The sequence below is a fragment of the Streptomyces sp. 3211.6 genome (genome assembly GCF_003634815.1).
Taxonomy (GTDB): domain Bacteria; phylum Actinomycetota; class Actinomycetes; order Streptomycetales; family Streptomycetaceae; genus Streptomyces; species Streptomyces katrae_A.
In genome coordinates, this window is sequence record NZ_RBXC01000001.1 from 6,004,024 (window position 1) to 6,028,410 (window position 24,387).

Below are 24,387 nucleotides of genomic sequence, written 5' to 3' on the forward strand. Positions count from 1 at the left end.
GGGGGGCGGGCCGCTGGGATCTTGGGAGTGCGAGCAGGACACCGGCTCCGCCGCCGTGGCGGGCCGTCGGACGAGGAGGAACCATGAGCGCCCACGCAGTCACCGCACCGGCACCCGTACCCGCATCGCGACCCGCGCCCGCGCCCGCATCCGTACCCGTGCCCGGCCGGCCGGCGGGCGGGGTCCGGCTACGAGGGCTGTACGAAGCGGGCGCCGGTGTCGCGCAGCCGGGCGTGCAGTTCGGTGAAGACCGCCGCGGCCCGGTCGCCCGGCCAGTCGGCCGGAAGCAGCTCCCGCGGCAGCCCCGGGTCCGCGTAGGGCAGCCGCCGCCAGGTGTCCAGGGCGGGCAGGTAGGCCCGGTAGGCGGCCTCGGGGGTGGGCTCGGGGCCCGACTGCAGGGCCCGCAGGACGGGTTCGTGCAGGTCCAGGAACTCCTCGTGCTGCTTGGCCAGGGAGGCCAGGTCCCACCAGCGGGCCACCGCCTCGGCCGTCGGGGCGAAACCGAGGTGGGCGCCGCGGAAGAGCTCCACGTACGCGGTCAGGTGCAACCGCTCCAAGGTGTGTCCGGTCTCCTCGGCGAGCTGGGCCGGTGCGATCCACACCCCCGGGGCCACCGCCCCGAAGCCCAGCCGGGCCAGGCGCGAGCGCAGCAGGTGCCGCTTGTGCCGCTCCTGCTCCGGGACGGAGAAGACGGCGACCAGCCACTCCGGCGAGACCGGGACGGATCCGTAGATCCGCCGGTCGCCGTCCTCCAGCAGCAGCCGGGCCTCCTCGGAGGGCTCGTAGCCGGCCGAGCCGTCCGCGGCCTTCGCGGGCACCAGGAAGCCCCGCCGCTTGAGCCGGGACACCGAGGAGCGGACGGAGGGCGCGTCCACCCCGGCCGCGCCCAGCAGGCGGACCAGCGCGGACACCGGGACGGCGCCCTCGAAGGACCGCCCGTAGGCGCCGAAGAAGGTGACGATCAGGGATCGCGGAGTGTGTTGCTCGACCACGGGTTCACTCTAGATCGCGCAGCCGGAACCGTTGGAGCTTGCCGGTGGGTGTACGCGGCAGTGCGGGCAGGAAGACGAAGGACCGCGGGCATTTGTGGGGGGCCAGCTCCCCCTTCATGAAGGTCCGCAGCTCCTCCTCCGTGAGCACGGCCCCCTCGCGCGGCACGGTGTAGGCCACCACGATCTGCCCGCGCCGTTCGTCGGGCCGGCCCACGACCGCGGCCTCTGCCACGTCGGGATGGCGCAGCAGCGCCTCCTCCACCTCCGGGCCCGCGATGTTGTAGCCCGAGGAGATGATCATGTCGTCGGCGCGGGCGACGTAGCGGAAGTAGCCGTCGGGGTCGCGGACGTAGGTGTCGCCGGTCAGGTTCCAGCCGTCGCGGACGTAATCACCCTGGCGGGGGTCGGCCAGATAGCGGCACCCGACCGGTCCGCGGACGGCCAGCAGCCCGGGCTCGTTGTCGGGCACGGGCCGGCCGGAGGGGTCCACCACGCGGGCCTGCCAGCCGGGGACGGCACGGCCGGTGGTGCCGGGGCGGATGTCCTCGTCGGCGGCGGAGATGAAGATGTGCAGCAGCTCGGTGGCCCCGATGCCGTTGATGATCCGCAAACCGGTGCGCTCGTACCAGGCCTGCCAGGTGGCGGCGGGCAGGTTCTCGCCGGCGGAGACGCAGCGGCGCAGCGCGGACAGGTCGTAGGCGCCGGTGTCGTAGGGGCCCAGGGTGTCCAGCATCGAGCGGTAGGCGGTGGGGGCCGTGAACAGGACGCTGACCCGGTGCTCGGCGAGGGCGGGCAGCAGGCGGCGGGGTGCGGCCTCCTCCAGCAGCAGGGCGCAGGCCCCGGCCCGCAGTGGGAAGACGACCAGTCCGCCGAGGCCGAAGGTGAAGCCGAGGGGCGGACTGCCGGCGAAGACGTCGTCGGGGCGGGGTCTGAGGACGGTACGGGAGAAGGTGTCGGCGACGGCGAGGAGGTCGCGGTGGAAGTGCATGCAGCCCTTGGGACGGCCCGTGGTCCCGGAGGTGAAGGCGATGAGGGCCACGTCGTCGGCGGAGGTCTCGACGGCGGGGTAGGGGGCGGAGTGGGACTCGGCCAGCCGCAGGAGGTCGTCGGGGGAGTCCCCGCCGTAGGGGGTGATCCGCAGCCCCGGCACCGCTGCCCTGGCCAGGTCGTCGAGGGCGTCGGTGTGGCAGACGGCGTGCCGGACCCGGGCCATGGCACACACCGTCGCCAGTTCCTGGGCGCGCTGCTGGGCCAGTACGGTGACGGCCACCGCGCCCGCCTTCATCACGGCCAGCCAGCAGGCGGCGAGCCAGGGCCCGGTGGGCCCGCGCAGCAGCACCCGGTTGCCGGGGACCACGCCGAGGTCGGCGGTGAGGGCGTGGGCGAGGCGGTCCACGCGTGCGCGGAGCTCTCTGTAGGACCACACCTCGCCCGAGCCGCTGCGGAAGGCGGGCCGGTCCGCCCCGAACCGGCCGATGGTGGCGTCGAGCAGTTCGGCGCCGCAGTTGAGCCGGTCCGGATAGGCCAGTTCGGGCAGCTCGAAGAGGAGCTGCGGCCAGGCGTGGGCGGGCGGCAGGTTGTCACGCGCGAAGGTGTCGGTGTGGGCGGAAGGCTTGAGCTCCAAGGCGGGTTCGCCCCCTTGCGACGTCCGGATTGGGGTGGAGCCGGCCGTGCTGATCTGTCCAGAGCGTATCGTGATGGTGACGGCAGTCAACAGGACGCGATAGAGGAACACGACGGGACTTGGGGGCCTTCGGATGGCCGGATTCGCGCTCGGAGTGGAACAAGAGCAATGGTGCGGGCAGTTGCGCGCCCTCGCGGAGCGGCGGCTCAGACCGCTCGCAGAGAAGGGCGAGCCCGGCCGGGTGAACCGGCCGCTGCTGGCGGAGCTGGGGGAACTGGGTCTGCTGGAGCGGGTCTTCTCCTCCGGCGCGCTGGATCTGTGCCTGCTGCGGGAGTCGCTTGCCTACGGGTGCACCGAGGCGGAGACGGCCCTGGCCCTCCAGGGCCTCGGGGGCCATCCGGTGCTGCGCTCGGGCAGTGCCGTCCAGCGGGAGCGGTGGCTGCCGGGGGTCCGGGCGGGGCGGCTGGTGGCGGCGTTCGCGCTGAGCGAGCCGGGCGCCGGATCCGACGCGGCGGCCCTGGCCCTGGCGGCCGCCCCGGACGGGGCCGGCTGGAGGCTGGAGGGGGCCAAGTGCTGGATCTCCAACGCCCCCGAGGCCGATTTCTACACCGTCTTCGCCCGGACGGGGGACGCGCCGGGCGCCAAGGGCATCACCGCCTTCCTGGTCCCGGCCGACCGGCCCGGGCTGACGGGCGAGGGCCTTGACATGCTCTCGCCGCACCCGATCGGCTCCCTGGCCTTCGACGGGGTGCCCGTGGGCCGGGAGGACGTCCTGGGTGAGCCGGGGCAGGGGTTCCGGGTGGCGATGGAGACCCTGAACCTGTTCCGGCCGAGCGTGGGGGCCTTCGCGGTGGGCATGGCGCGGGCCGCGCTGGACGCCACGCTGTCCCACACCGCCGGCCGCACGGCCTTTGGCGGGGTACTGGCCGACCTCCAGGCGGTCGGGCACCGGGTGGCGGAGATGGCCACCCGTACGGAGGCCGCCCGGCTGCTCGTGTACGCGGCGGCCGGCGCCTACGACGACGGCGCGCCGGACGTGCCGGGGCGGGCGGCGATGGCCAAGCTCCTCGCGACGGAGACCGCCCAGTACGTGGTCGACCACGCCGTCCAGCTGCACGGGGCGGTCGCCCTGCGGCGGGGCCATCTGCTGGAGCACCTGTACCGGGAGGTGCGGGCGCCCAGGATCTACGAGGGGGCCAGCGAGGTGCAGCGCGGCATCATCGCCAAGGAGCTCTACCGGAGGGTGGCGGCCCGATGAGCCCCGACCGTCCCGGTCCGGACCGGATCAACCCGGAGGAGCTCTCCCCGGCGACGGGCTTCTCCCACGCCGTCGCCGCCACCGGGGGCCGGCTGGTGTTCCTGGCCGGCCAGACCGCCCTCGACGGCTCCGGCAAGGTGGTGGGTGACACCCTGCCGCAGCAGTTCGAGCGCGCCCTGGCCAATCTGCTGACGGCCCTCGCGGCGGCGGGCGGCGCCGCCTCGGACCTGGCCCGGGTGACGGTGTACGCGGTGGACGTGGAGGACTACCGCGCGCACGCCCCCGAACTGGGCCGGATCTGGCGCCGGCTCGCGGGCCGCGACTACCCGGCGATGGCGGTGGTCGGGGTGGTCCGCCTCTGGGACACCGAGGCCCTGGTGGAACTGGACGGGATCGCGGTGCTCCCGTAGGCCGTGCGGTCCCGTGCCTAGGCGCGGGTCCGGCGGCGGTACTCCTCGGTCGGGACCCCGCCCACGCCCCAGTCCTCCAGGGCGACTTCGTCGATCAGGACGAAGGTGGTGGCGGGGTCCTTGTCGAGGACCTTGACCAGCAGGTCGGTGACGCCGGCGATGATCTCGGCCTTCTGGGCGGCGGTGGCGCCTTCACGGGTGATCTTGACGTTGACGTACGGCATGGCGGAAGTTCCTTCCGGAAGTGGGGATGCGGGGGTTGGGGCGGCGGTCAGGGGCGGCCGGTGACGTGGCCGCCGTCCACCCGCAGGGCGTGGCCGGTGACGAACGTGGCGCCCGCCAGGTACAGCACCGCCTCAGAGATCTCGGAGACCTCGCCGACCCGGTCCAGCAGGGCGAGCCCGCCGTAGGAGTCCACGTCGGAACCCGCGTGCAGCGGGGTGCGGATGATGCCGGGCGACACCAGGTTGACCCGGATGCCGTCGGCCGCGAGCTCGGCGGCCAGGCTCGTCGTCAGCGCGTGCACCCCGGCCTTGCTGACCACCGGGGCGGAGGCCGGGAAGCCGGCGATGGCGTGGTCCACCAGGGTGGTGCCGATGTTGACGATGCTGCCGCCCCGGCCCTGGGCGCGCAGCGCCCGTACGACGGCCTGGGTGGTGAGGTAGGTGCCCTTGAGGTTGCCGGTCAGGAAGCCGTCGAGTTCGTCCTCGGTGACCTCGGTGAAGGGCTTGGGGGCGAAGGTGCCGGCGTTGTTGACCAGTACGTCGATGCGGCCGAAGCGCTCCAGCGCCGTGCGGACCAGGGACTCGCCCGTCTCCGGCGCGGCGATGGCGCCCGCGACCCGGGCGGTGCGCTCGGGATGACCGAGGCCGGCGGCCGCCTTGGCGAGGCGGTCGGCGTCCCGGCCGTTGAGGACGACGTTGGCGCCGTCGGCCAGGAAGGCGCGGGCGATGTCCAGGCCGATGCCGCTGGAGGCGCCGGTGATCAGGGCGGTGGTACGGGGGGCGGTGGTGTCGGTCATGTTCCGGGTGCCTTTCGGGGCGGATCGGTTCGTCTGGGCGACACCAGAAACGTATGAGCCCTCAACTCATAACACCACGACGGATATTGGAGCATGTAATAATCCGGCGTTATGGATGTGGACCTGCGTGACCTGGAGCTCCTGGAAGCCACCGCCGCCGCGGGCTCCCTGACCGCCGCCGCCGAGCGGCTCTACGTCAGCCAGCCCGCCCTCAGCCAGCGGCTGACCCGCCTGGAGGGCCGTCTCGGGATGCGGCTCTTCGACCGGCAGGGCCGCCGCCTGGTGCCCAATGCGGCGGGCCGCCGGATGCTCGTCGCGGCCCACCACATCCTGGGCGAACTGGAGTCGGCCACCCGCGACCTGCGGGAGATGCGCGACGGCCGCGACCGGCGGGTGCGCTTCACCGCCCAGTGCAGCACCACCTTCCCGTGGCTGCCGCCCGTACTGCGCGCCTTCCGCGAACGCGAGCCGGACATCGACGTGCGGATCGCGGCCGTGCCCGACGACGCCCCGATCCCGGCCCTGCTCGCCGACCAGGTGGACGTCGCGCTGGTCACCAAGCCGGACCTGCAGATGGACCGGGTCACCCTGACCCGGCTCTTCGAGGACGAGATGGTGGCGGTGGTGCCCGCCGGACACCCGTGGGCCTCCCGCGCGCACCTGACCGCCCGTGACTTCGACGGCGTCGACCTGGTCCTCTACGACTTCTACGACCAGAAGCGCATCCCCTCGATGCCGCTGCCGCTCCCCGCCGGGGCCCGGCCCGGCCGGATCACCACGATGCCCGTGGTGACCGACCTGGTGGTCGAGATGGTGGCGGGCGGCCAGGGGGTGACGGTGCTGCCGAACTGGGTGGTGGCCCCGTACGTCGCCTCGCACGGGCTCGCGCTGGTCCGCATCGGGGCGCAGCCGCTGACCCGGACCTGGTTCTGCGCCACCCGCCCCGGCCCGCATCCGCCCCACCTCGAGGCGTTCGTGGAGGAGCTCGTCACCCGGCTCACGGCCCCCGCGACGCTCGGGGCCACCTCCTCCGCGACGGCTTAGCGGGCGTCGGGCAGCGTCAGCGGGCGTCCAGGAGGGTGCCCATCCACTCCTCGATGCCGGCGACCGTGCGCGGCAGGGCGCCGGACATCAGGCGGGCCCCGTCGGAGGTGATGACCAGGTCGTCCTCGATGCGCACGCCCATGCCGCGCAGTTCGACGGGGAGGGTCTCGTCGTCCGGCTGGAGGTAGAGGCCCGGCTCGACCGTGAGGACCTGGCCCTCCTCCAGCACGCCGTCCAGGTAGGTGCCGGCGCGCGCCTGGGCGCAGTCGTGGACGTCGAGGCCGAGCATGTGGCCGCTGCTGCACAGGGTGTAGCGCCGGTGCAGGTCGCCCTCGGCGTCCTTGAGCACGCCCCACTCGGCGAGACCCTCGGCGATGACGCGCATCCCGGCCCGGTGGAAGTCGCGGAAGCTCGCGCCGGGCCGGAGCGCGGCGATGCCGGCCTCCTGAGCGGCGAGCACCAGCTCGTAGACCTGCTTCTGCACGGGGGAGAAGCGTCCGGACAGCGGCAGGGTGCGGGTGATGTCGGCGGTGTAGAGGCTGTCGGTCTCCACGCCCCCGTCCAGCAGCAGCAGTTCGTCGCGGTTCAGGCGGCCGTCGTTGCGGATCCAGTGCAGCACGCAGGCGTGCGCGCCTGAGGCGGCGATGGTCTCGTAGCCGAGGCCGTTGCCCTCGGCGCGGGCCCGCAGGTTGAAGACGCCCTCGATCCAGCGCTCGCCACGCGGGTGGTCGAGGGCGGCGGGCAGGGCCCGTACGACGTCCTCGAACCCTGCGGTGGTGTGGTCGACGGCGAGCTGGAGCTGGTCGACCTCCCAGGCGTCCTTGACGAGCCGCAGCTCCGACAGGGCGGAGGCCAGCGCCGGGTCGGTGGCGGCGTTGCGTCCCGTGGGGGCGCCGAGCGCGTCGAGGTGGGCGCAGCGCAGGCCGGTCAGCCGCTCGGCCTCGGCGAGGTCGGGGCGGCGGCCCACCCAGAACTCGCCGTAGCGCCGGTCCCGGTAGAACTCCTCGGTGCCGTCGGAGCGGTCGGAGCGGGGGCGCAGGTAGAGGACGGGCTCGTGGCCGTGCGCCCCGGCGGGCTCCAGGACCAGGACGTGGCCCACCTGGTCCTCGCCCGTCAGCCCGGTGAGCCAGGCGTACGCGCTGTGCGGACGGAAGCGGAAGTCGCTGTCGTTGGAGCGGACCCTCAGCTCGCCGGCCGGGACGATCAGCCGCTCGCCGGGGAAGCGGGCGGAGAGCCGGGCGCGCCGGGCGGGGGTGACCTCGTACGCGGTCACCCGGGAGCCGGCCGGCAGGGGCGAGGGCGCCCAGTTCCCCGCCATGAAGCGGGACAACTCTGCGGATACCGGGAGGTCATGGCTGCCGGTGTTCAGGCGGGAGGGGGTGTCGGTCACTGAGGCTCCCTCGAGAAGGGCTGAACTGATGGGCGCACAGGGGTTGCCAGTGCAATTTCACATTACTATGTTACAGCTCACACCGCGGCACGTTAATCCCCGTCAAACGCCGTGTGAAGCAGGGCAGTTCACGCACCACTACCCCCACCTCCCTTCCCACAGGAGCCTCAAGGTGTCCCAGCACAGAGCTGTGCGTACGTCTCTCCTCTCCGCCGCCGTCACGGTCACCCTCCTCGCCACCGCGGGCCAGGCAGTGACCCAGGCCGCCGAGCGGGGCACCCCCGCCGCCGTACCCGCCGCGTCGGCGCCCGCCGCCTTCGCCGCCGGTCCGGCCGCCGCGCCGAACCCCTTCGACGAGGTCGACCGCCTCGCCGACGCCAAGCAGCTCGCCCCGGCCCCCGCCCCGGCACCCGGCGGCAAGTCCGTCGCCGACAACCGGATTCCCGGCGCCGCCGACGCGGCCCCCGGGGCCGACAAGAGCCGCAAGGCGGCCACCGCCCAGGCCGCGCCCACCGCCAAGAGCGTCGCCGCGGGCGTCCCCTGCACCCTTGACGGGATCACCAAGCTCAGCCCGGAGCAGTTCGCCGACTTCCTCGGCGACCCGGCCGTCACCGCCGACGGCTGCCTGCGCAACCTCATATGGACCTGGGACGCGCGCCTCGCGCCCGTCATGTCCGACGCCCACGTCCAGGCCGTCTCCCGCCGGATATCCAGCCTGTCCGCCGCCCACGACGGACGTGACTCCTCCCACCTGGAGGAGATGTTCACCTACCTGCACGCCGTGGTGTACCACGACTACTCGCGCACCGAGATCGACGTCACCGACGCCCCCACCGTCGACGCCATGCGCCAGGCCATCGCCGACTTCGCGGGCGCCGCCCACACCTTCGACGTCACGGCCTCCAACGCCCGCACCCTGCGCGAGGCCCTCTACGCGGGCAGCGCGCCCGGCCTGCGCCAGCACCAGCTCGGCCTGATCAAGAAGGTCCTGGCCACCCTGGACGCCTCCCACCCGGCCACCAACCAGGACGCCTCCTGGGGCGGCGCCGCCCTCGCGGCCCTCTCCGTCAACTACCTGGGCGTCTACCCGGGCAACAACGACGCCGCCTTCCAGGCCGCGGTCAAGGCCGACCCCGCCTACCGCGCCCTCTTCAAGGCCTTCGCCGGCTACGGCCACCTCAAGGGCGGCGCCAACGCCTGGGCCGCCCGCGACGCCCTCGGCGAGTACGGCCGCTTCGGCCAGGTCGACGGCCTCAAGGACCAGATCACGGCCGACCTCGGCGCCCTCCTCGAACCGGTCAAGTCCACCTGGGGCAACAGCAGCGAGCAGTGGGCCAAGCTGGTCTCCTGGCTCAACTTCTACGAGGCGTGCAAGCCGTACGGGGTGTGCAAGGAGGACATCGAGAAGCAGCTCTTCCCGTACACCTACACCTACGACAACGGCGGCATCAAGGTCCGCACGGCCCTCGACCGGGCCACCGTCGACCAGCTCTACTACGCGAGCAAGCAGGTCAAGACCCAGTTCCACCGTGTCCTGGGCACCGACCAGCCGCTCGCCGGCGACCCCAACACCACGCTGAACATCGTGCTCTACGCCTCCCGCGCGGACTACGTGAACTACCAGCCGATCCTGACCGGGTACGGCACCAACAACGGCGGCATCTACATCGAGAACGGCGCCACCTTCTACACCTACCAGCGCCGCGTCCCCCAGGACTCCTCCCTCACCCTGGAAGAGCTCTTCCGCCACGAGTACACGCACTACCTCAACGGCCGCTTCGCCGTCCCCGGCTTCTTCGGCCAGGGCGACTGGTACCAGGGCGACCGCACCACCGCCATGGACGAGGGCACCGCCGAGTTCTTCGACGGCTCCACCCGCGACAACGGCATCGCCGTCCGCAAGTCCCTGGTCAGGGGCATCATCAGCGACACCTCCGGCGGCGGCCCGCGCATGAGCATCGACCAGCTCCTGCACGCCACCTACGACGGCGACGGCTTCCGCTTCTACAACTACGCGGGCACGTTCTTCGAGTTCCTGTGGACCGAGAAGCCCTCCCTGCTGCGGGAGATGTACGGCTACCTGCGCGCCAACGACGTCGCCGGCTTCGACGCCTGGCGCAACCGCATGGGCGCGGACACCTACCTCCAGCGCGACTACAACCGCTTCCTGGACGCCCAGATCGCCAAGGTGGACCAGCTCTACGTCCCGAACACCACCTTCACGGCCAACGACCAGCTGCGGGACTCCGCGCTCGCGTCGGTGAAGTCCTCCTTCGCGTCGGCGACGTACAACACGCCGGACTGCGTGGAGAACGGCGACCCCGGCAAGCGCCGCTTCACCTGTACGGGCCGGATCACCGCGAACCTGAAGAACTGGCGCAGCGACGACCAGAACTTCAAGGACATGTCCGAGACGGTCGACTACTTCATCCTCGACCGGGCCGGCGCGGCCTCCAACAACCTGGCCGACATGAACTGTTCCTTCGGGCCGGTGGAGATCTGGAGCAGCAAGGCGGCGGGCACCTCCTCCTACAGCTGTGAGGGCCCCCTCCGCAGCTGACCGCGCGCCCGGGCCGGTTCCGATTCCATGGGGGGCGGAACCGGCCCGGGCCACCCTAGGCACCATCAAAAGAATGTGACATATTACTGACATGGACGTCGTGATCATTGGCGCCGGCGTCGTCGGAGCCGCGTGCGCGTACTACGCGAGCCGCTCCGGTCTCTCCGTGGCAGTGGTGGACCGGGGCCCCGTGGCAGGCGGCACCACCGGCGCGGGCGAGGGCAACCTGCTCGTCTCCGACAAGGAGGCGGGGCCGGAGCTCGACCTGGCCCTCCTCTCCACCCGCCTCTGGCAGGAGCTGTCCGCCGAACTGCCCCGGGCCGTCGAGTACGAGCCCAAGGGCGGCCTCGTGGTGGCCCCCGACGAGACCACCCTCAAGGCCCTGCGCCACTTCGCCGAGGGCCAGCGCGCCGCGGGGGTCGTCGCCAACGAGGTCGCGACCCTGCACGACCTGGAACCCCACCTGGCCCCGGGCCTGGCGGGCGGCTTCCACTACCCCCAGGACGCCCAGGTCCAGCCGGCCCTGGCGGCGGCCCACCTCCTGAAGGCCTCGGGCGCCACGGTGTACCTGAACGAAGAGGTCACCGGACTCCTCCTGAAGGCGGGCACCGTCCAGGGGGTGCGCACCGCACGCCGTACCCTCCACGCGCCCGCGGTCGTCAACGCGGCGGGGACCTGGGCGGGCCGGATCGCCGAACTCGCGGGAACCACCCTCCCCGTCCTCCCCCGCCGGGGCTTCGTCCTGGTGACGGAACCCCTTCCCCGGCTCATCCGCCACAAGGTCTACGCGGCGGACTACATCGCGGACGTGGCCAGCGACTCGGCGTCCCTCCAGTCCTCCGCGGTGGTCGAGGGCACCCCCTCGGGCCCGGTCCTGATCGGCGCCACCCGCGAACGGGTCGGTTTCGACCGCACCCTCTCCACCGACGCCCTGCGCCGGCTGGCCGCCCAGGCCGCCGCCCTCTTCCCGGTCCTGGCGGACGTCCGCGTGATGCGCACCTACCACGGCTTCCGCCCCTACCTGCCGGACCACCTTCCGGCCATCGGGCCGGACTCCCGGGTCCCGGGCCTCCTCCACGCCTGCGGCCACGAGGGCGCGGGCATCGGCCTGGCCCCGGCAACGGGCCGGCTGATCGCGGCGGCCCTGACACGAACGGACCCACCGCTCCCGCTGACCCCCTACCGGCCGGACCGCTTCGCCCCGTGACGCCGAGGCCGGGGGCGGGGACGGGGTGGGGTGTCGTCCGGGGCTGAAACGAGATGACTTCGGCGCCCTGTACCGACCCACAGCAGTGATCCGGCTCGGAGCGCCGAACATCGAAGCCCGCCCCGGACGACACCCCACCCCGGCACCGACCCCGGCCACCCCCCAACGCCCGGCCAGGGCAAAGGCACCGACCCCTCCCAACCCCCCCAACGCCCGGCCAGGGCAACCGCACACCCGAACACCCCACCCCCCGAGGAGCCCCCTGATGCGCAGCCCCCGCGAGCTGGTCGGCGGCAGCCCGGCGGCCACGTACCCCATCGCGTTCGACGGCCGTGAACTGCCCGCCCAGGAGGGCCAGACCGTCGCAGCCGTCCTCTGGGCGGCCGGGATCCTGGCCTGGCGCAGCACCCGCCAGGGCGGCACCCCCCGCGGCGCCTTCTGCGGCATCGGCTCCTGCTACGACTGCCTCGTCACCGTCAACGGCCGCCCCAACCAGCGCGCCTGCCTCGTCCCGGCCCGCCCCGGAGACACCGTCACCACCCAGGAGGGCACCGGCCATGCCGACCTCGCCGTCTGACCCCGCCGCCCTCACGGCGACCACCGACCTGGCGGTCATCGGCGCCGGCCCCGCCGGCCTCGCCGCAGCCGTCACCGCCGCGCGGCTCGGCCTGCGCGTCACCCTCCTCGACACCGCGGAACGCCCCGGCGGCCAGTACTACCGCCACCCGGCCGCCTCCCTCGGCGCCACCCGCCCCGAGGCCCTGCACCACGACTGGCGGGCCTTCACCACCCGCGAGGCGGCCCTGCGCGCCCACGAGGCCGCGGGCCGGATCACCTACCTCCCCCGGCACCACGTGTGGACGGTGGTCCCGGCCGACGAGCCCGGCACCTGGACCCTCCACGCGGTCGCCGGCCACGCCCCCGACGAGACCCCGACGACCCTCCGCACCCGTCGCGTCCTGCTCGCCACCGGCGCCTACGAACGCCAGCTCCCCTTCCCCGGCTGGACCCTGCCCGGCGTGGTCGGGGCCGGCGGGGCCCAGGCCATGCTGAAGAACAACCTCGTCCTGCCCGGCCGCCGTGTCGTGGTGGCCGGCAGCGGCCCGCTCCTGCTCGCCGTGGCCGGCTCCCTCGCCGCCGCCGGAGCCACCGTCCCGGCCGTCGTGGAGGCCGCCTCGTACACGGCGTACGCCCCCCAGACCCCCGCCCTGCTGCGCAACCCGGCCAAACTCGCCGAAGGCGCCACGTACGGCGGAGCCCTGCTGCGCCACGGCATCCGCCTGCTCACCCGGCACGCCGTCACCGAGGCGCACGGCACCACCCGCGTCGAGGCCGTCACCATCGCCCGCCTCGACAAGGACTGGCGCCCGCTGCCGGGCACCGCCCGCCGGATCCCGTGCGACGCCCTCGCCGTGGGCCACGGCCTGGTGCCCCAGCTGGAGCTGGCCACCGGCCTCGGCTGCGCCACCCTCCAGGCCCCCGACGGCACGGTGGCCCTGGAACTGGACGCCGCCCAGCGCACCTCCGTCCCGGGCATCTCGTCGGCCGGTGAGACCGGCGGCATCGGCGGGGCCCAACTGGCCCTGACCGAGGGAGAGATCGCCGCCCACGCGATCGCCGGCCGGCCGGTCCCCGCCGCCCTGACCCGCCGCCGCGCCCGGCTGCGCGCCTTCGCCGCAGCGATGGCCGCCGCGCACCGCCCCGGTTCCGGGTGGACCGACTGGCTGCGCGAGGAGACCGACGTGTGCCGTTGCGAGGAGGTCCCGGCCGGCCGGATCCGCGAGGCGGCCGAGGAGCTGGGGGCGCGGGACGCCCGTACGGTCAAACTCCTCACCCGGGCCGGGATGGGCTGGTGCCAGGGCCGGATGTGCGGCCCCGCGGTGGCCGCCCTGGCCGGCGAGGCTCCCGCCCCGGACCGGCGCCCGTTCTCCTGCCCGGTCCCGCTGCGCCACCTGGCCGCACTGCCCCCGACGGAGCCGGCTCCGCCGGGTCCGTGAAAGGCCCGCGCCCCGCCGGCTTCCCTCCGTCAACTTCCCTTCACCAACCCCTGACCGGCCTCTTGTGGCCGATCCACACCCACTAGTAAAATGTCACACACCACACTAGGGAGTCCTTCCATGACCGACGCGCCCACCCCCGCGCCCTCCGCCGACACCGCCGCCGACACCCGTACCCGCCCCTGGCACGGCATCATGGTCGCCACCTGCCTGCCCCTGCGCGAGGACCTGTCCGTCGACTACGACGCCTACGCCGAACACGTGGCCTGGCTGATCGCCAACGGCTGCGACGGCGTCGTGCCCAACGGCTCCCTCGGCGAGTACCAGACCCTCACCGGCGAGGAGCGCGCCCGCGTGGTCCGTACCGCCGTCGAGGCCGCCGGCGACGGCGCCCGCGTCATGCCCGGCGTGGCGGCGTACGGCAGCGCCGAGGCCCGCCGCTGGGCCGACCAGGCCGCCGAGGCCGGCGCCGGCTCCGTCCTGCTCCTGCCCCCCAACGCCTTCCGCGCCGACGAGGAGACCGTCCGCGCCCACTACGCCGAGGTGGCCCGCGCGGGCCTTCCGGTGGTCGCGTACAACAACCCGTACGACACCAAGGTGGACCTGACCCCCTCGCTCCTCGCCCGCCTGCACGCCGACGGCAGCATCGTCGCCGTCAAGGAGTTCAGCGGGGACGTCCGCCGCGCCTACGAGATCGCCGAACTCGCCCCGGGCCTGGACCTGCTCATCGGCGCCGACGACGTCCTCCTCGAACTGGCCCTGGCCGGAGCCGTCGGCTGGATCGCCGGCTACCCCAACGCCCTGCCGCGCTCCTGCGCCGCCCTCTACCGGGCCGCCGTCGCGGGCGACACCGCCACCGCCGTGCCGCTCTACAAGTCCCTGCACTCCCTGCTGCGCTGGGACTCCAAGACCGAGTTCGTCCAGGCCATCAAGCTCTCCATGGACCTGGCCGGCCGCCCCGGCGGTGCCACCCGGCCCCCGCGCTTCCCGCTCACCGGGGAGACCGAGGCCGCCGTGCGCGCCGCCACCGAGAAGGCCCTCGCCGAGGGCCTCAACTAGTCACCCGGCTACCCAGCCACCCAGCACGAACCAGCGACCGGCCGGAGGGGCGACCTGATGCGCACACGCCACGTCTACCACGCGGTGGACTCCCACACCGAGGGCATGCCGACCCGGGTGATCACCGGGGGAGTCGGGGTGATCCCCGGTGCCACCATGGCGGAGAAGCGGCTCCACTTCATCGAGCACATGGACCACGTCCGTACGCTGCTCATGTACGAGCCGCGCGGCCACGCGGCGATGAGCGGTGCCATCCTCCAGCCGCCCACCCGGCCCGACGCCGACTTCGGCGTGCTGTACATCGAGGTGTCGGGCCTGCTGCCCATGTGCGGGCACGGCACCATCGGGGTGGCCACCGTCCTGGTCGAGACCGGCATGGTCCCGGTCGTCGAGCCGGTCACCACGGTGCGGCTCGACACCCCGGCCGGGCTGGTGAGCGTGGACGTACACGTGGAGGACGGCGCCGCCACCGCCGTCACCCTCACCAACGTCCCCTCCTTCAGCGTCGGCCTCGACCTGAAGGCCGAGGTCCCCGGCTTCGGCCAGGTCACCTACGACCTGGCCTACGGCGGCAACTTCTACGCCTTCGTCGAACTGGACGCCCTCGGCCTGCCCTTCGACCGGGCCCGCAAGGACGACCTGATCGCCGCCGGACTGGCGGTCATGGACGCGGTCAACGCCTCCCCGGACCGGCCCGTCCACCCCGAGAACCCCTCCATCTCCGGCGTCAAGCACGTCTACCTCGCCGCCCCCGGCTCCGACGCCCGCCGCTCCCGGCACGCCATGGCCATCCACCCCGGCTGGTTCGACCGCTCGCCCTGCGGTACGGGGACCAGCGCGCGCATGGCCCAGCTGCACGCGCGGGGCCTGCTGCCGCTGGACACCGACTTCGTCAACGAGTCCTTCATCGGCACCGAGTTCACCGGCCGCCTGACCGCCCGGACCACCGTCGGCGGGCGCCCGGCCGTCGTGCCCACGGTCACCGGCCGGGCCTGGATCACCGGCACCGCCCAGTACTTCCTCGACCCGTCCGACCCCTTCCCGGGAGGGTTCCTCCTGTGACCGCCCCGACCACCGTCCGCACGGTGGACTACCACACCGCCGGCGAGCCCTTCCGGATCGTGGCGGAGGGCCTGCCCCCCGTCCCCGGCGACACCGTCGCCGAGCGCTGCGCCACCGCCATCGGCCCCGGCGGCTCCGGCACCGCGCCCCGGCGCGGCCCGCTGGACGAGGTACGGCGCCTGCTGGTCCAGGAGCCGCGCGGGCACGCCGGCATGTACGGGGGGTTCGTGGTGCCGCCGGACGACGACGGGGCCCACTTCGGGGTGCTGTTCTGGCACAAGGACGGCTACTCCACCGCCTGCGGCCACGGCACCATGGCCCTGGGGGCCTGGGCCGTGGACTCCGGACGGGTCGCGGCCCCCGACGAGGGGGACGTCCAGGTACGGATCGACGTGCCCTCCGGCCGGGTCTGCGCCACCGTCCACCGGGCCCAGGGCCGCACCAGCGGGGTCACCTTCCGCAACGTCCCGGCCCGGGTGGGTGCCCGGAAGGTCCCCGTGGCCACCACCCTGGGCATCGCCGAGGTGGACATCGCCCACGCCGGGGCCTGCTACGCCTCGGTCCGCGCCCGCGACCTCGGCCTGGAGGTGACCCGCGCCGCCCTGCCCGAACTGGTCCGCGCCGGACGGGAGATCCGCGCCGCCCTCGCCACCCACCCGGCGACCTGGCACCCGGACGGCCCGCTCCTCTCCGGCGTCTACGGGGTGGTGCTCTTCGAGGAGCTGCCCGACACCCCCTTCGGCCCGCACCAGCGCAACGTCACCGTCTTCGCCGACGGACAGATCGACCGCTCGCCCTGCGGCTCCGGCACCTCCGCCCGGCTCGCCCTGCTCGCGGAGGACGGCCGGCTGGGGGCGGGGGAGGACCTGCTGCACGAGTCGGTGACGGGCACGGTGTTCACCGGCCGGATCCTCCAGGGCGGGGTCACCGAGGTCACCGGCACCGCCTACCGCACGGGGGAGCACGCCTTCACCGCCGACCCGTACGACGCCCTCGGCGCGGGTTTCCTGCTGTGACGGGCCTCCTCCAGCTGGACGCCGCACGGACGGCGGGCCTGCTCACCACCGCGCAGGCGGCCGACGCCCTGGCCGGCGCCCTGCGCTCCGGGCTGGACCCGGAGGCCTGCCCGCAGCGCACCAGCGTGGCCGCGCCCGGCGGCGAACTCCTGCTCATGCCGGCCGCGTCGGGCGCCTACGCCGGGGTGAAGGTCGCCGGGGTGGCCCCGGGCAACCCGGCGCGCGGGCTGCCCCGGATCACCGGCAGCTACCTGCTCCTGGACGGCCCCACCCTGCGCCCGCTGGCCCTCCTCGACGGTGCGGCCCTGACCGCCCTGCGCACCCCGGCGGTCTCCGCCCTGGCCCTGCGGTACCTCACCGCGCCGGGCCGCCCGCTGCGGCTGGTGGTCTTCGGCGCGGGCCCGCAGGCGTACGGGCACCTCGAAGCGGTCCTGGAGCTGCGGGAGCTCGCGGAGGCGGTGGTCGTGGCCCGCGACCCCGGGCGCGCCGGGGAACTGGCCGCGCACGCGCGGGCCCGGGGCGTCCCGGCCCGTACCGGGACGCCCGATGACGTGGCGGGCGCGGACCTGGTGCTGTGCTGCACCACCGCCCGTGCGCCGCTCTTCGACGGGCGGCTGGTGGCCCCGGGGGCGGTGGTGGTCGCCGTCGGCTCGCACGAGCCGGACGCCCGGGAGACGGACACCGCCCTCGTGCGACGCGCGGCGGTGTACGTGGAGTCACGGGCGGCGGCGCTGCGCGAGGCGGGGGACCTGCTGATCCCGGAGGCCGAGGGGGCGATCGGTCCCGGTCATATCAGCGCCACCCTGGCCGACCTGGTCGCGGGACGCAATTCCCCCGGAGGACGGCAGAGTTGTCCACAGCTCTTCAAGAGCGTGGGCATGGCCTGGGAAGATCTTGCCGTCGCGGTGGCGATCTACCACGCGGCCGGAGCGAACAGCGAAACGTGACATTGTACGCTGTTCCTCCGCACGTCGGTGGTGTGCGGGGTCTCGGAGGAAGAGCAATGGGTGACCTGAAGCAGCACAGTCTCATCAAGGCCCAGGAACGGCTGCGCGACCAGGTCGGCCACGCTCTGCGTGCCGCGCTGATAGCGGGCGAGCTGCGCCCCGGCAGCGTCTACTCGGCGCCGGGCCTCGCCGCCGAGCTCGGCGTGTCGGCCACGCCCGTGCGCGAGGCCATGCTGGACCTGGCCCGTGAGGGCCTGGTCGAGCCGGTCCGCAACAAGGGCTTCCGGATCACCGAGGTCAGCGAGCGCGACCTCGACCAGTACACCGAGCTGCGCACGATGATCGAGGTGCCGACCATCGGCCGGATCGCCCGCTCGGCCACGCGCGAGCAGCTGGAGGCGCTGCGCCCGATCGCCGAGGAGATCGTCACCAGCGCCCGCGAGCACAACCTCATCGGCTACCTGGAGGCGGACCGCCGCTTCCACCTCAGCCTGCTCGCCCTCGCCGGCAACGAGCGCCTGGTCGAGACCGTCGGCGACCTGCGCAAGCGTTCCCGGCTGTACGGGCTGACGGGCCTGGACGAGGCGGGCAAGCTGGTCTCCTCCGCCGAGGAGCACCTGGAGCTGCTGGATCTGATGCTGTCCGGCGACGCGGAGGCGGCGGAGGCGTGCATGGTCCGCCACCTCGGCCACGTCCGCTCCCTGTGGGCCCAGGGCCGCGACGAACCGGTGGGCCGGCCGCAGGGCGGCCTCGGCTCCGGCCTCTAGGGGCCGCCCCTCGTGTCACGAAGCCGCCGGGCAACCGCCCGGCGGCTTCGCCGTGTTCCGGCCGTGGCCCCGGTGTGCGGCCCAACTCCCGTGTGGTGCAACGGTTTTGGACACGGCTGGATAACGGCGGCGACAAAGGGTTGTCAGTACAATTTCACATTACTATGTTACCGGTCACACCCTAAAGCGCGGCCCTTCTCTGGAGTGACCCATGACCAAGCGCACGAAACTCGCCCTCGCCACCGCCCTGGTGGCGACGCTCGCACTCGGCGCCTCGGGCTGCTCCGACCCCAAGAAGGGCTCCGAGGGGAAGGGCGGTGCCAACCCCGCCGCCGCCAACGAGGGCAAGACCCTCGGCGGCACCCCGGTGAAGGGCGGTACCCTCACGGTCCTGTCCAACCAGGACTTCTCCCACCTCGACCCCGCCCGCAACTGGGTGATGCCGGCCATGGACTTCGGCACCCGCCTGCTCTACCGCACGCTCGTCACCTTCAAGGCCGAGCCCGGCAAGGGCGGCAGCGAGCTCGTCCCCGACCTGGCCACCGACCTCGGCACCCCCTCCAACGGCGGCCGCACCTGGACCTTCACCCTCAAGGAGGGCCTGAAGTACGAGGACGGCAGCCCGGTCAAGGCCCAGGACATCAAGTACAACGTCGAGCGCTCCTTCGCCCCCGACCTCACCGGCGGCCCCGACTACGCCGCCCAGTACCTGGCCGGCACCGAGGGCTACAAGGGCCCCCTCCAGGGGCAGCACCTCGACTCGGTCAAGACCCCCGACGACCGCACGATCGTCTTCGAACTCAAGCGCCCCGTCGCCGAGTTCTCCCAGACCGCCACCCTGCCCACCTTCGCCCCGGTACCGCAGTCCCAGGAGAAGGGCACCCAGTACGACTCCCGTCCGTTCTCCTCCGGCCCGTACAAGATCGAGTCCTACGAGCGCGACAAGAAGCTGGTCCTGGTCCGCAACGAGCACTGGGACCAGAAGACCGACTCGGTCCGCAAGGCCTACCCGGACAAGTTCGTCGTCGTCATGGGCCTCAAGGGCGGGCAGATCGACGACCGGCTGATCGCCGGCGAGGGCGCCGACGCCTCCGCCATCGAGTACTTCAACATGCGCCCCGAGAGCGCCCCGAAGGTCCTGCCCAAGCCCGACGTGAAGGCCCGTCTGCTCGCCGAGTCCCAGGGCTGTACGACCATGCTCCACCTGAACAACTCCCGGCCCCCCTTCAACGACCCCAAGGTCCGCGAGGCCATGCAGTACGCGGTCGACAAGGACGCTGTCATCACCGCCGCCGGCGGCCCCGCCCTCAACGAGGTCGCCACCGCCTACCTGCCCCCCGCCCTCACCGGCGGCAAGCAGGCCGACACCCTGAAGATCCCCGCCTCCGGCGACCCCGCCAAGGCCAAGGAGCTGCTCAAGGCCGCCGGCAAGGAGCACCTCAAGGTCTCCCTCTCCGTCTCCACCGGCGACAAGGCCAAGGCGGAGGCCCTTCAGCAGGGCCTGGCCCGGGCCGGCGTCGAGGTCGTCATCGACACCGTCGACCCCGGCGCCTACTACGACGTCATCGGCGACCTCTCCACCACCCCCGACATGACCTACACCGGCTGGTGCCCCGACTACCCCTCCGGCTCCACCTGGCTCCCCTTCGTCTTCGACGGACGCACCATCAAGGACAAGGGCAACCAGGGCAACTACTCCCAGTTCCGCGACGACGCCACCATGAAGCGGATCGACGAGATCAACGCCATGGCCGACGCCAAGCAGGCCAACCAGGCCTGGATCGACCTCGACGCCGAGGTCATGAAGAAGGCCCCGTCCATCCCGGTCCTCCTGGAGCGCAAGCCGCTCCTCGTCGGCCCCAACATCGCCGGCGCCTACGGCCACCCCGTGTGGACCGGCACCGTCGACTACGGGACCGTCGGCCTCAAGGACCCCTCGAAGAGCCAGGGCTGAGGAATCCGGGACCGGAAGACACCATGACCACCACCGCACCCGGCGCCGCCCCCGAGGCGGCCCCGGCCGGGGCGCCGGCCAAGGACGTCCCCCCGGGCAGCAGCCCCTGGCAGCTCGCCCGGCGGGAACTGCGCCGCCGCCCGGCCGTCCGCGTCAGCCTCTGCGTCGTCCTCCTCTTCGTCCTGATGGCCCTGACCGCGCCCTGGCTGGGCGCGCTCGGCGGCTGGTCCCCCGAGGAGTTCGACAAGTCCGCCATCGACCCCTACCTCGGCGGCCAGCCGCTCGGCTCCTTCGGCGGGATCAGCCCCGAGCACTGGCTCGGCGTCGAACCCGTCACCGGCCGCGACCTGTTCGCCCGCGTCGTCCACGGCGCCCAGGTCTCCCTGCTCATCGCCTTCGCCGCCACCGCCATCGTCGTCCTCGCCGGCACCGCCGCCGGCATCGCGGCCGGCTACTTCGGCGGCCGCACCGACGCCGTCCTGTCCCGGCTCATGGACCTCACCATGTCCTTCCCCTCCCTCATCTTCATGATCGCGATGCTGTCGGTGGCCAAGGACGTCAACCGGATCGTGCTGATGACCTCCGTCATCGGACTCTTCGGCTGGCCCGGCGTCGCCCGCGTCGTCCGCGGCCAGACCCTCTCCCTCAAACACCGCGAGTACGTCGACGCCGCCCGCGTCGGCGGATCCGGTGCCTGGCGGATCCTGACCCGCGACATCCTCCCCGGCGTCTCGGGCCCCGTCATCGCCTACACCACCCTGCTGATCCCCGGAATGATCAGCACCGAGGCCGCCCTCAGCTACCTCGGCGTCGGCGTCCGCCCGCCCACCCCCTCCTGGGGCCAGATGATCGCCGAGTCCGTGGCCTTCTACGAGACCGACCCGATGTACTTCGTCATCCCGAGCGTCTTCCTCTTCCTCGCGGTCCTCGCCTTCACCCTCCTCGGCGACGCCCTGCGCGACATCCTCGACCCGAGGGGCGGCCGCAGTTGATCCTCTACCTCCTGCGCCGGCTGCTCGCCCTGGCCGGCGTGCTCCTCGCCATCGCCGCCGTCACCTTCCTGATCTTCTACGTCCTGCCCACCGACCCGGCCGCCGCGGCCTGCGGCAAGACCTGCAGCCCCGAACGGCTCGCCGACGTACGGGAATACCTCGGCCTCGACAAGCCCGTCTGGGAACAGTTCACCCACTTCCTCACCGGCATCTTCACCGGCCGCACCCTCGGCACCGGCCAGTACGCCGTCCAGTGCGACTTCCCCTGCCTGGGCTACTCCTACGAGAACTCGCTGCCCGTCTGGGACCTGCTCATGGACCGGCTGCCGGTCTCCGCCTCCCTCGCCTTCGGCGCCGCCGTCCTGTGGCTGCTGCTCGGGCTGGGCGCCGGCGTCACCGCCGCCCTGCGCAAGGACACCGCCACCGACAAGGCCCTGATGGTCGGCGCCGTCGCCGCCGCCTCCCTGCCCGTCTACTTCACCTCCGTCATGCTCATCTACGGGGTGATCCGCATCGCCGGGCTGCTGCCCTACCCCAGCTACCACGAGCTCACCTCCGACCCCCTCGGCTGGGCCGGCAACCTGCTGCTGCCCTGGACGGCGCTGGCCCTGCTCTACGCCGCCATGTACGCACGGCAGAGCCGCGGCTCGATGATCGAGGCGATGGCCGAGCCGTACATCCGCACCGCCCGTGCCAAGGGCATGCCCGAGCGGACCGTCGTCGTCAAGCACGGGCTGCGCTCCGGGATGACCCCGATCCTGACCATCTTCGGCATGGACCTCGGCGGCCTGCTCGCCGGAGCCGTCATCACCGAGTCCATCTTCGGACTCCCCGGCATCGGCAGGCTGTTCTACGGGGCGCTCGTCAGCTCCGACCAGCCCGTGGTCCTCGGGGTCACCTTGCTCGCCGCCTTCTTCATCGTCGTCGCGAACCTCGTCGTCGACCTCCTGTACGCCGTCATCGACCCGAGGGTGAGGTACTGATGACCAGCGCCCCCGCAGCACCCCTCCTCGAAGTGCGCGACCTCAGCGTCACGTTCTCCACCCCGCGCGGCACCGTACGGGCCGTGGACTCCCTCGGCTTCACCGTCGAGGCCGGACGCACCCTCGGCATCGTCGGCGAGTCCGGCTCCGGCAAGTCCGTCACCTCCCTCGCCGTCATGGGCCTGCACCGGACCGGCGCCGAGGTGAAGGGCTCCGTCAGGCTCGCCGGACAGGAGCTCACCGGGCTGCCCGATAAGGAGCTCGCCAAGGTCCGCGGCCGCAAGGTGGCCATGATCTTCCAGGACCCGCTGTCCAGCCTCCACCCCTACTACACCGTCGGCGAGCAGATCGCCGAGCACTTCCGGGTCCACTTCCGGGCCGGCCGGGCCGCCGCGCGCAAACGGGCCGTCGACATGCTCGGCGAGGTCGGCATCCCCGAACCCGCCCGCCGGGCGGGGGAGTACCCGCACCAGTTCTCCGGCGGCATGCGCCAGCGGGCCATGATCGCCATGGCCCTGGCCTGCGAACCCGACCTGCTCATCGCCGACGAGCCCACCACCGCCCTCGACGTCACCGTCCAGGCGCAGATCCTGGAGCTGATCGCCCGCCTCCAGCAGGACCGCGGCCTCGGCGTCGTGATGATCACCCACGACCTGGGGGTGGTGGCCCGGGTCGCCCACGAGGTGCTGGTCATGTACGGCGGCCGGGCCGCCGAACAGGCCTCGGCCGACGCCCTGTTCGCCGATCCCGCCCACCCCTACACCCGGGGCCTGCTCGACTCGCTGCCCCGCCTCGACAGTGCCGACGACCTCCCCCTGCCGTCCATCCCCGGCTCTCCGCCGTCCCTGCTCCACCCGGCCCCGGGCTGCGCCTTCGCCCCCCGCTGCGCGGTCGCCGCCGCGGCCCCGGCCGACGACGCGGGCCGCTGCACGGGCGAGCGTCCCGAGCTGCGCCCGTACGGCTCCCCCGACCGGCTGGCGGCCTGCCACTTCGCCGGCGCGGTGCCCGCTGCCGCCGCCCCTGCCCCGGAGGTGTCCCGATGACGGCCCCGGCCACCCGCCCTAACCCCGCCGCCGAACGGGAGGGCCCGCCGTCCGCGCCGCTGCTGCGGGTCCGCGACCTGACGATGACCTTCCCCGGCAAACGCAGCCTGACCGGGCGCCGCTCGGCGCCGGTGCGGGCCGTCGACGGGGTCTCGTTCGACCTGGAGCCCGGTCAGACCCTCGGCCTCGTCGGCGAGTCCGGCTGCGGCAAGTCCACCACCGGCCGGATGCTGGTACGGCTGCTGGAACCCACCTCCGGCAGCGTCGAGTTCGAGGGCCGCGACATCAGCCGGCTCTCCCAGGGCGCCCTGCGGCCCCTGCGCAAGAACATCCAGATGGTCTTCCAGGACCCGCACTCCTCCCTCAACCCCCGCCAGACCGTGGCCCGGATCATCTCCGACCCGCTGCTGGTCCAGGGCTGGAGCGCGGCCGACGCCCGGCGGCGGGCCGCCGAGCTGATGGAGCTGACCGGGCTGATCCCCGAACACATCGACCGCTACCCGCACGAGTTCTCCGGCGGCCAGGCCCAGCGCATCGGCATCGCCCGCTCGCTGGCCACCAGCCCCCGGCTGGTGATCGCCGACGAGCCGGTCTCCGCACTGGACGTCTCGGTCCAGGCGCAGATCGTCAACCTGATGGAACGGCTGCGCGCCGAACTCGGCCTGGCCTACGTGTTCATCGCGCACGACCTCTCCGTGGTCAAGCGCGTCAGTGACCGGGTCGCGGTCATGTACCTCGGCCGGATCGTGGAGATCGGGGACAAGAAGTCCCTGTACGAGAACCCGCAGCACCCGTACACCCGGGCGCTGCTGTCCGCCGTCCCGCTGCCCGACCCGGCGGCAGAGCGGCGGCGCGAGCGGATCGTGCTGCTCGGCGACCCGCCGAGCCCGGCCGCCCCGCCCCCGGGCTGCACCTTCCATCCGCGCTGCCCCAAGGCGCAGGACATCTGCCGCACCGAGCGGCCGTTGCTGCAGCTCGCCGCCTCGCGAGAGGTGGCCTGTCACTTCCCGGGTGACTGACGGGGATCACGGGAAGAAGGGAGGGCCCCGGGGACGATGGCG

General features: G+C 73.2%; 22 protein-coding genes. 17 read left to right on the plus strand and 5 right to left on the minus strand.

What is annotated here, in order from left to right; translation table 11 throughout:
• Positions 1-188: 188 nt before the first annotated feature.
• Positions 189-992 (minus strand): PaaX family transcriptional regulator C-terminal domain-containing protein, encoded by an 804-nt coding sequence (locus BX286_RS27710; protein ID WP_079430236.1) that lies wholly within the window; start codon positions 990-992, stop codon positions 189-191.
• Between the two features lie 4 nt (positions 993-996).
• Positions 997-2,616, minus strand: coding sequence for an AMP-binding protein (locus tag BX286_RS27715; protein ID WP_121016605.1), 1,620 nt, complete (start codon positions 2,614-2,616; stop codon positions 997-999).
• A gap of 133 nt (positions 2,617-2,749) precedes the next feature.
• On the opposite strand from BX286_RS27715, the gene BX286_RS27720 reads away from it, so the two are divergent.
• A complete protein-coding gene (locus BX286_RS27720) occupies positions 2,750-3,874 on the plus strand; it encodes an acyl-CoA dehydrogenase family protein (RefSeq protein ID WP_100862669.1) in 1,125 nt (374 codons plus the stop codon).
• The gene (locus BX286_RS27725) at positions 3,871-4,284 is read left to right on the plus strand and encodes a RidA family protein (protein WP_079430239.1); all 414 of its coding nucleotides are present in this window, start codon (positions 3,871-3,873) and stop codon (positions 4,282-4,284) included. The genes BX286_RS27720 and BX286_RS27725 overlap by 4 nt, the downstream gene beginning before the upstream one ends.
• A gap of 17 nt (positions 4,285-4,301) precedes the next feature.
• Here the strand turns inward: BX286_RS27725 and BX286_RS27730 are convergent, their stop codons facing one another.
• Both BX286_RS27730 and BX286_RS27735 read right to left on the minus strand, forming a co-directional pair.
• Positions 4,302-4,508, minus strand: coding sequence for a 4-oxalocrotonate tautomerase family protein (locus BX286_RS27730; RefSeq protein ID WP_100862668.1), 207 nt, complete (start codon positions 4,506-4,508; stop codon positions 4,302-4,304).
• 47 nt (positions 4,509-4,555) lie between these two features.
• On the minus strand, positions 4,556-5,305 hold the full coding sequence (locus tag BX286_RS27735) for an SDR family NAD(P)-dependent oxidoreductase (protein ID WP_079430241.1): 750 nt from the start codon (positions 5,303-5,305) through the stop codon (positions 4,556-4,558).
• A 111-nt stretch (positions 5,306-5,416) separates the two neighbouring features.
• Here BX286_RS27735 and BX286_RS27740 point away from each other — a divergent pair, with 111 nt between their 5' ends.
• Positions 5,417-6,349, plus strand: a complete 933-nt coding sequence (locus BX286_RS27740) for a LysR family transcriptional regulator (RefSeq protein WP_079430242.1) — start codon at positions 5,417-5,419, stop codon at positions 6,347-6,349.
• Between the two features lie 16 nt (positions 6,350-6,365).
• On the opposite strand, the gene BX286_RS27745 is transcribed toward BX286_RS27740, so the two are convergent.
• The gene (locus BX286_RS27745; RefSeq protein ID WP_079430243.1) at positions 6,366-7,739 is read right to left on the minus strand and encodes an aminopeptidase P family protein; all 1,374 of its coding nucleotides are present in this window, start codon (positions 7,737-7,739) and stop codon (positions 6,366-6,368) included.
• 172 nt (positions 7,740-7,911) lie between these two features.
• Between BX286_RS27745 and BX286_RS27750 the strand changes: the two genes are divergently transcribed.
• The 14 genes from BX286_RS27750 (at position 7,912) to BX286_RS27815 (ending at position 24,345) form a co-directional block, all read left to right on the plus strand.
• A complete protein-coding gene (locus BX286_RS27750) occupies positions 7,912-10,299 on the plus strand; it encodes a collagenase (RefSeq protein ID WP_079430244.1) in 2,388 nt (795 codons plus the stop codon).
• A gap of 91 nt (positions 10,300-10,390) precedes the next feature.
• Positions 10,391-11,506, plus strand: a complete 1,116-nt coding sequence (locus tag BX286_RS27755) for an FAD-binding oxidoreductase (protein ID WP_100862666.1) — start codon at positions 10,391-10,393, stop codon at positions 11,504-11,506.
• A gap of 265 nt (positions 11,507-11,771) precedes the next feature.
• Positions 11,772-12,083 carry a (2Fe-2S)-binding protein gene (locus BX286_RS27760; protein ID WP_079430246.1) on the plus strand — a complete coding sequence of 104 codons (312 nt, stop codon included), beginning with the start codon at positions 11,772-11,774 and terminating at the stop codon, positions 12,081-12,083.
• Positions 12,064-13,503: an NAD(P)/FAD-dependent oxidoreductase gene (locus BX286_RS27765; protein ID WP_079430247.1), complete on the plus strand. Its 1,440-nt coding sequence runs from the start codon at positions 12,064-12,066 to the stop codon at positions 13,501-13,503. The genes BX286_RS27760 and BX286_RS27765 overlap by 20 nt, the downstream gene beginning before the upstream one ends.
• A gap of 120 nt (positions 13,504-13,623) precedes the next feature.
• The gene (locus tag BX286_RS27770) at positions 13,624-14,562 is read left to right on the plus strand and encodes a dihydrodipicolinate synthase family protein (protein ID WP_079430248.1); all 939 of its coding nucleotides are present in this window, start codon (positions 13,624-13,626) and stop codon (positions 14,560-14,562) included.
• A gap of 57 nt (positions 14,563-14,619) precedes the next feature.
• A complete protein-coding gene (locus BX286_RS27775; RefSeq protein WP_079430249.1) occupies positions 14,620-15,624 on the plus strand; it encodes a proline racemase family protein in 1,005 nt (334 codons plus the stop codon).
• Positions 15,621-16,640 carry a proline racemase family protein gene (locus BX286_RS27780; protein WP_187344204.1) on the plus strand — a complete coding sequence of 340 codons (1,020 nt, stop codon included), beginning with the start codon at positions 15,621-15,623 and terminating at the stop codon, positions 16,638-16,640. The genes BX286_RS27775 and BX286_RS27780 overlap by 4 nt, the downstream gene beginning before the upstream one ends.
• Entirely contained in the window at positions 16,637-17,587 is a 951-nt protein-coding gene (locus BX286_RS27785) for an ornithine cyclodeaminase family protein (protein WP_261993522.1), read from the plus strand. The genes BX286_RS27780 and BX286_RS27785 overlap by 4 nt, the downstream gene beginning before the upstream one ends.
• Before the next feature lie 56 nt (positions 17,588-17,643).
• Entirely contained in the window at positions 17,644-18,354 is a 711-nt protein-coding gene (locus BX286_RS27790; RefSeq protein ID WP_079430250.1) for a GntR family transcriptional regulator, read from the plus strand.
• 211 nt (positions 18,355-18,565) lie between these two features.
• Positions 18,566-20,308 (plus strand): ABC transporter substrate-binding protein, encoded by a 1,743-nt coding sequence (locus BX286_RS27795; RefSeq protein WP_121016606.1) that lies wholly within the window; start codon positions 18,566-18,568, stop codon positions 20,306-20,308.
• Between the two features lie 23 nt (positions 20,309-20,331).
• A complete protein-coding gene (locus tag BX286_RS27800; protein WP_079430252.1) occupies positions 20,332-21,300 on the plus strand; it encodes an ABC transporter permease in 969 nt (322 codons plus the stop codon).
• Complete coding sequence (locus BX286_RS27805; protein ID WP_079430253.1) at positions 21,297-22,283, plus strand: ABC transporter permease; 987 nt, start codon at positions 21,297-21,299, stop codon at positions 22,281-22,283. Before BX286_RS27800 ends, BX286_RS27805 begins: the two co-directional genes overlap by 4 nt.
• Positions 22,283-23,326, plus strand: coding sequence for an ABC transporter ATP-binding protein (locus tag BX286_RS27810; protein ID WP_121016608.1), 1,044 nt, complete (start codon positions 22,283-22,285; stop codon positions 23,324-23,326). The genes BX286_RS27805 and BX286_RS27810 overlap by 1 nt, the downstream gene beginning before the upstream one ends.
• The gene (locus BX286_RS27815) at positions 23,323-24,345 is read left to right on the plus strand and encodes an ABC transporter ATP-binding protein (RefSeq protein WP_079430255.1); all 1,023 of its coding nucleotides are present in this window, start codon (positions 23,323-23,325) and stop codon (positions 24,343-24,345) included. Before BX286_RS27810 ends, BX286_RS27815 begins: the two co-directional genes overlap by 4 nt.
• Positions 24,346-24,387 lie beyond the last annotated feature (42 nt).

Coding starts and splice junctions, on each gene's coding strand:
- BX286_RS27810 (WP_121016608.1), top strand. CDS start 22,283: ATGACCAGCGCCCCCGCAGCACCCCTCCTCGAAGTGCGCGACCTCAGC.
- BX286_RS27735 (WP_079430241.1), bottom strand. CDS start 5,305: ATGACCGACACCACCGCCCCCCGTACCACCGCCCTGATCACCGGCGCC.
- BX286_RS27730 (WP_100862668.1), bottom strand. CDS start 4,508: ATGCCGTACGTCAACGTCAAGATCACCCGTGAAGGCGCCACCGCCGCC.
- BX286_RS27725 (WP_079430239.1), top strand. CDS start 3,871: ATGAGCCCCGACCGTCCCGGTCCGGACCGGATCAACCCGGAGGAGCTC.
- BX286_RS27765 (WP_079430247.1), top strand. CDS start 12,064: ATGCCGACCTCGCCGTCTGACCCCGCCGCCCTCACGGCGACCACCGAC.
- BX286_RS27795 (WP_121016606.1), top strand. CDS start 18,566: ATGACCAAGCGCACGAAACTCGCCCTCGCCACCGCCCTGGTGGCGACG.
- BX286_RS27740 (WP_079430242.1), top strand. CDS start 5,417: ATGGATGTGGACCTGCGTGACCTGGAGCTCCTGGAAGCCACCGCCGCC.
- BX286_RS27800 (WP_079430252.1), top strand. CDS start 20,332: ATGACCACCACCGCACCCGGCGCCGCCCCCGAGGCGGCCCCGGCCGGG.
- BX286_RS27770 (WP_079430248.1), top strand. CDS start 13,624: ATGACCGACGCGCCCACCCCCGCGCCCTCCGCCGACACCGCCGCCGAC.
- BX286_RS27720 (WP_100862669.1), top strand. CDS start 2,750: ATGGCCGGATTCGCGCTCGGAGTGGAACAAGAGCAATGGTGCGGGCAG.
- BX286_RS27760 (WP_079430246.1), top strand. CDS start 11,772: ATGCGCAGCCCCCGCGAGCTGGTCGGCGGCAGCCCGGCGGCCACGTAC.
- BX286_RS27815 (WP_079430255.1), top strand. CDS start 23,323: ATGACGGCCCCGGCCACCCGCCCTAACCCCGCCGCCGAACGGGAGGGC.
- BX286_RS27775 (WP_079430249.1), top strand. CDS start 14,620: ATGCGCACACGCCACGTCTACCACGCGGTGGACTCCCACACCGAGGGC.
- BX286_RS27790 (WP_079430250.1), top strand. CDS start 17,644: ATGGGTGACCTGAAGCAGCACAGTCTCATCAAGGCCCAGGAACGGCTG.
- BX286_RS27755 (WP_100862666.1), top strand. CDS start 10,391: ATGGACGTCGTGATCATTGGCGCCGGCGTCGTCGGAGCCGCGTGCGCG.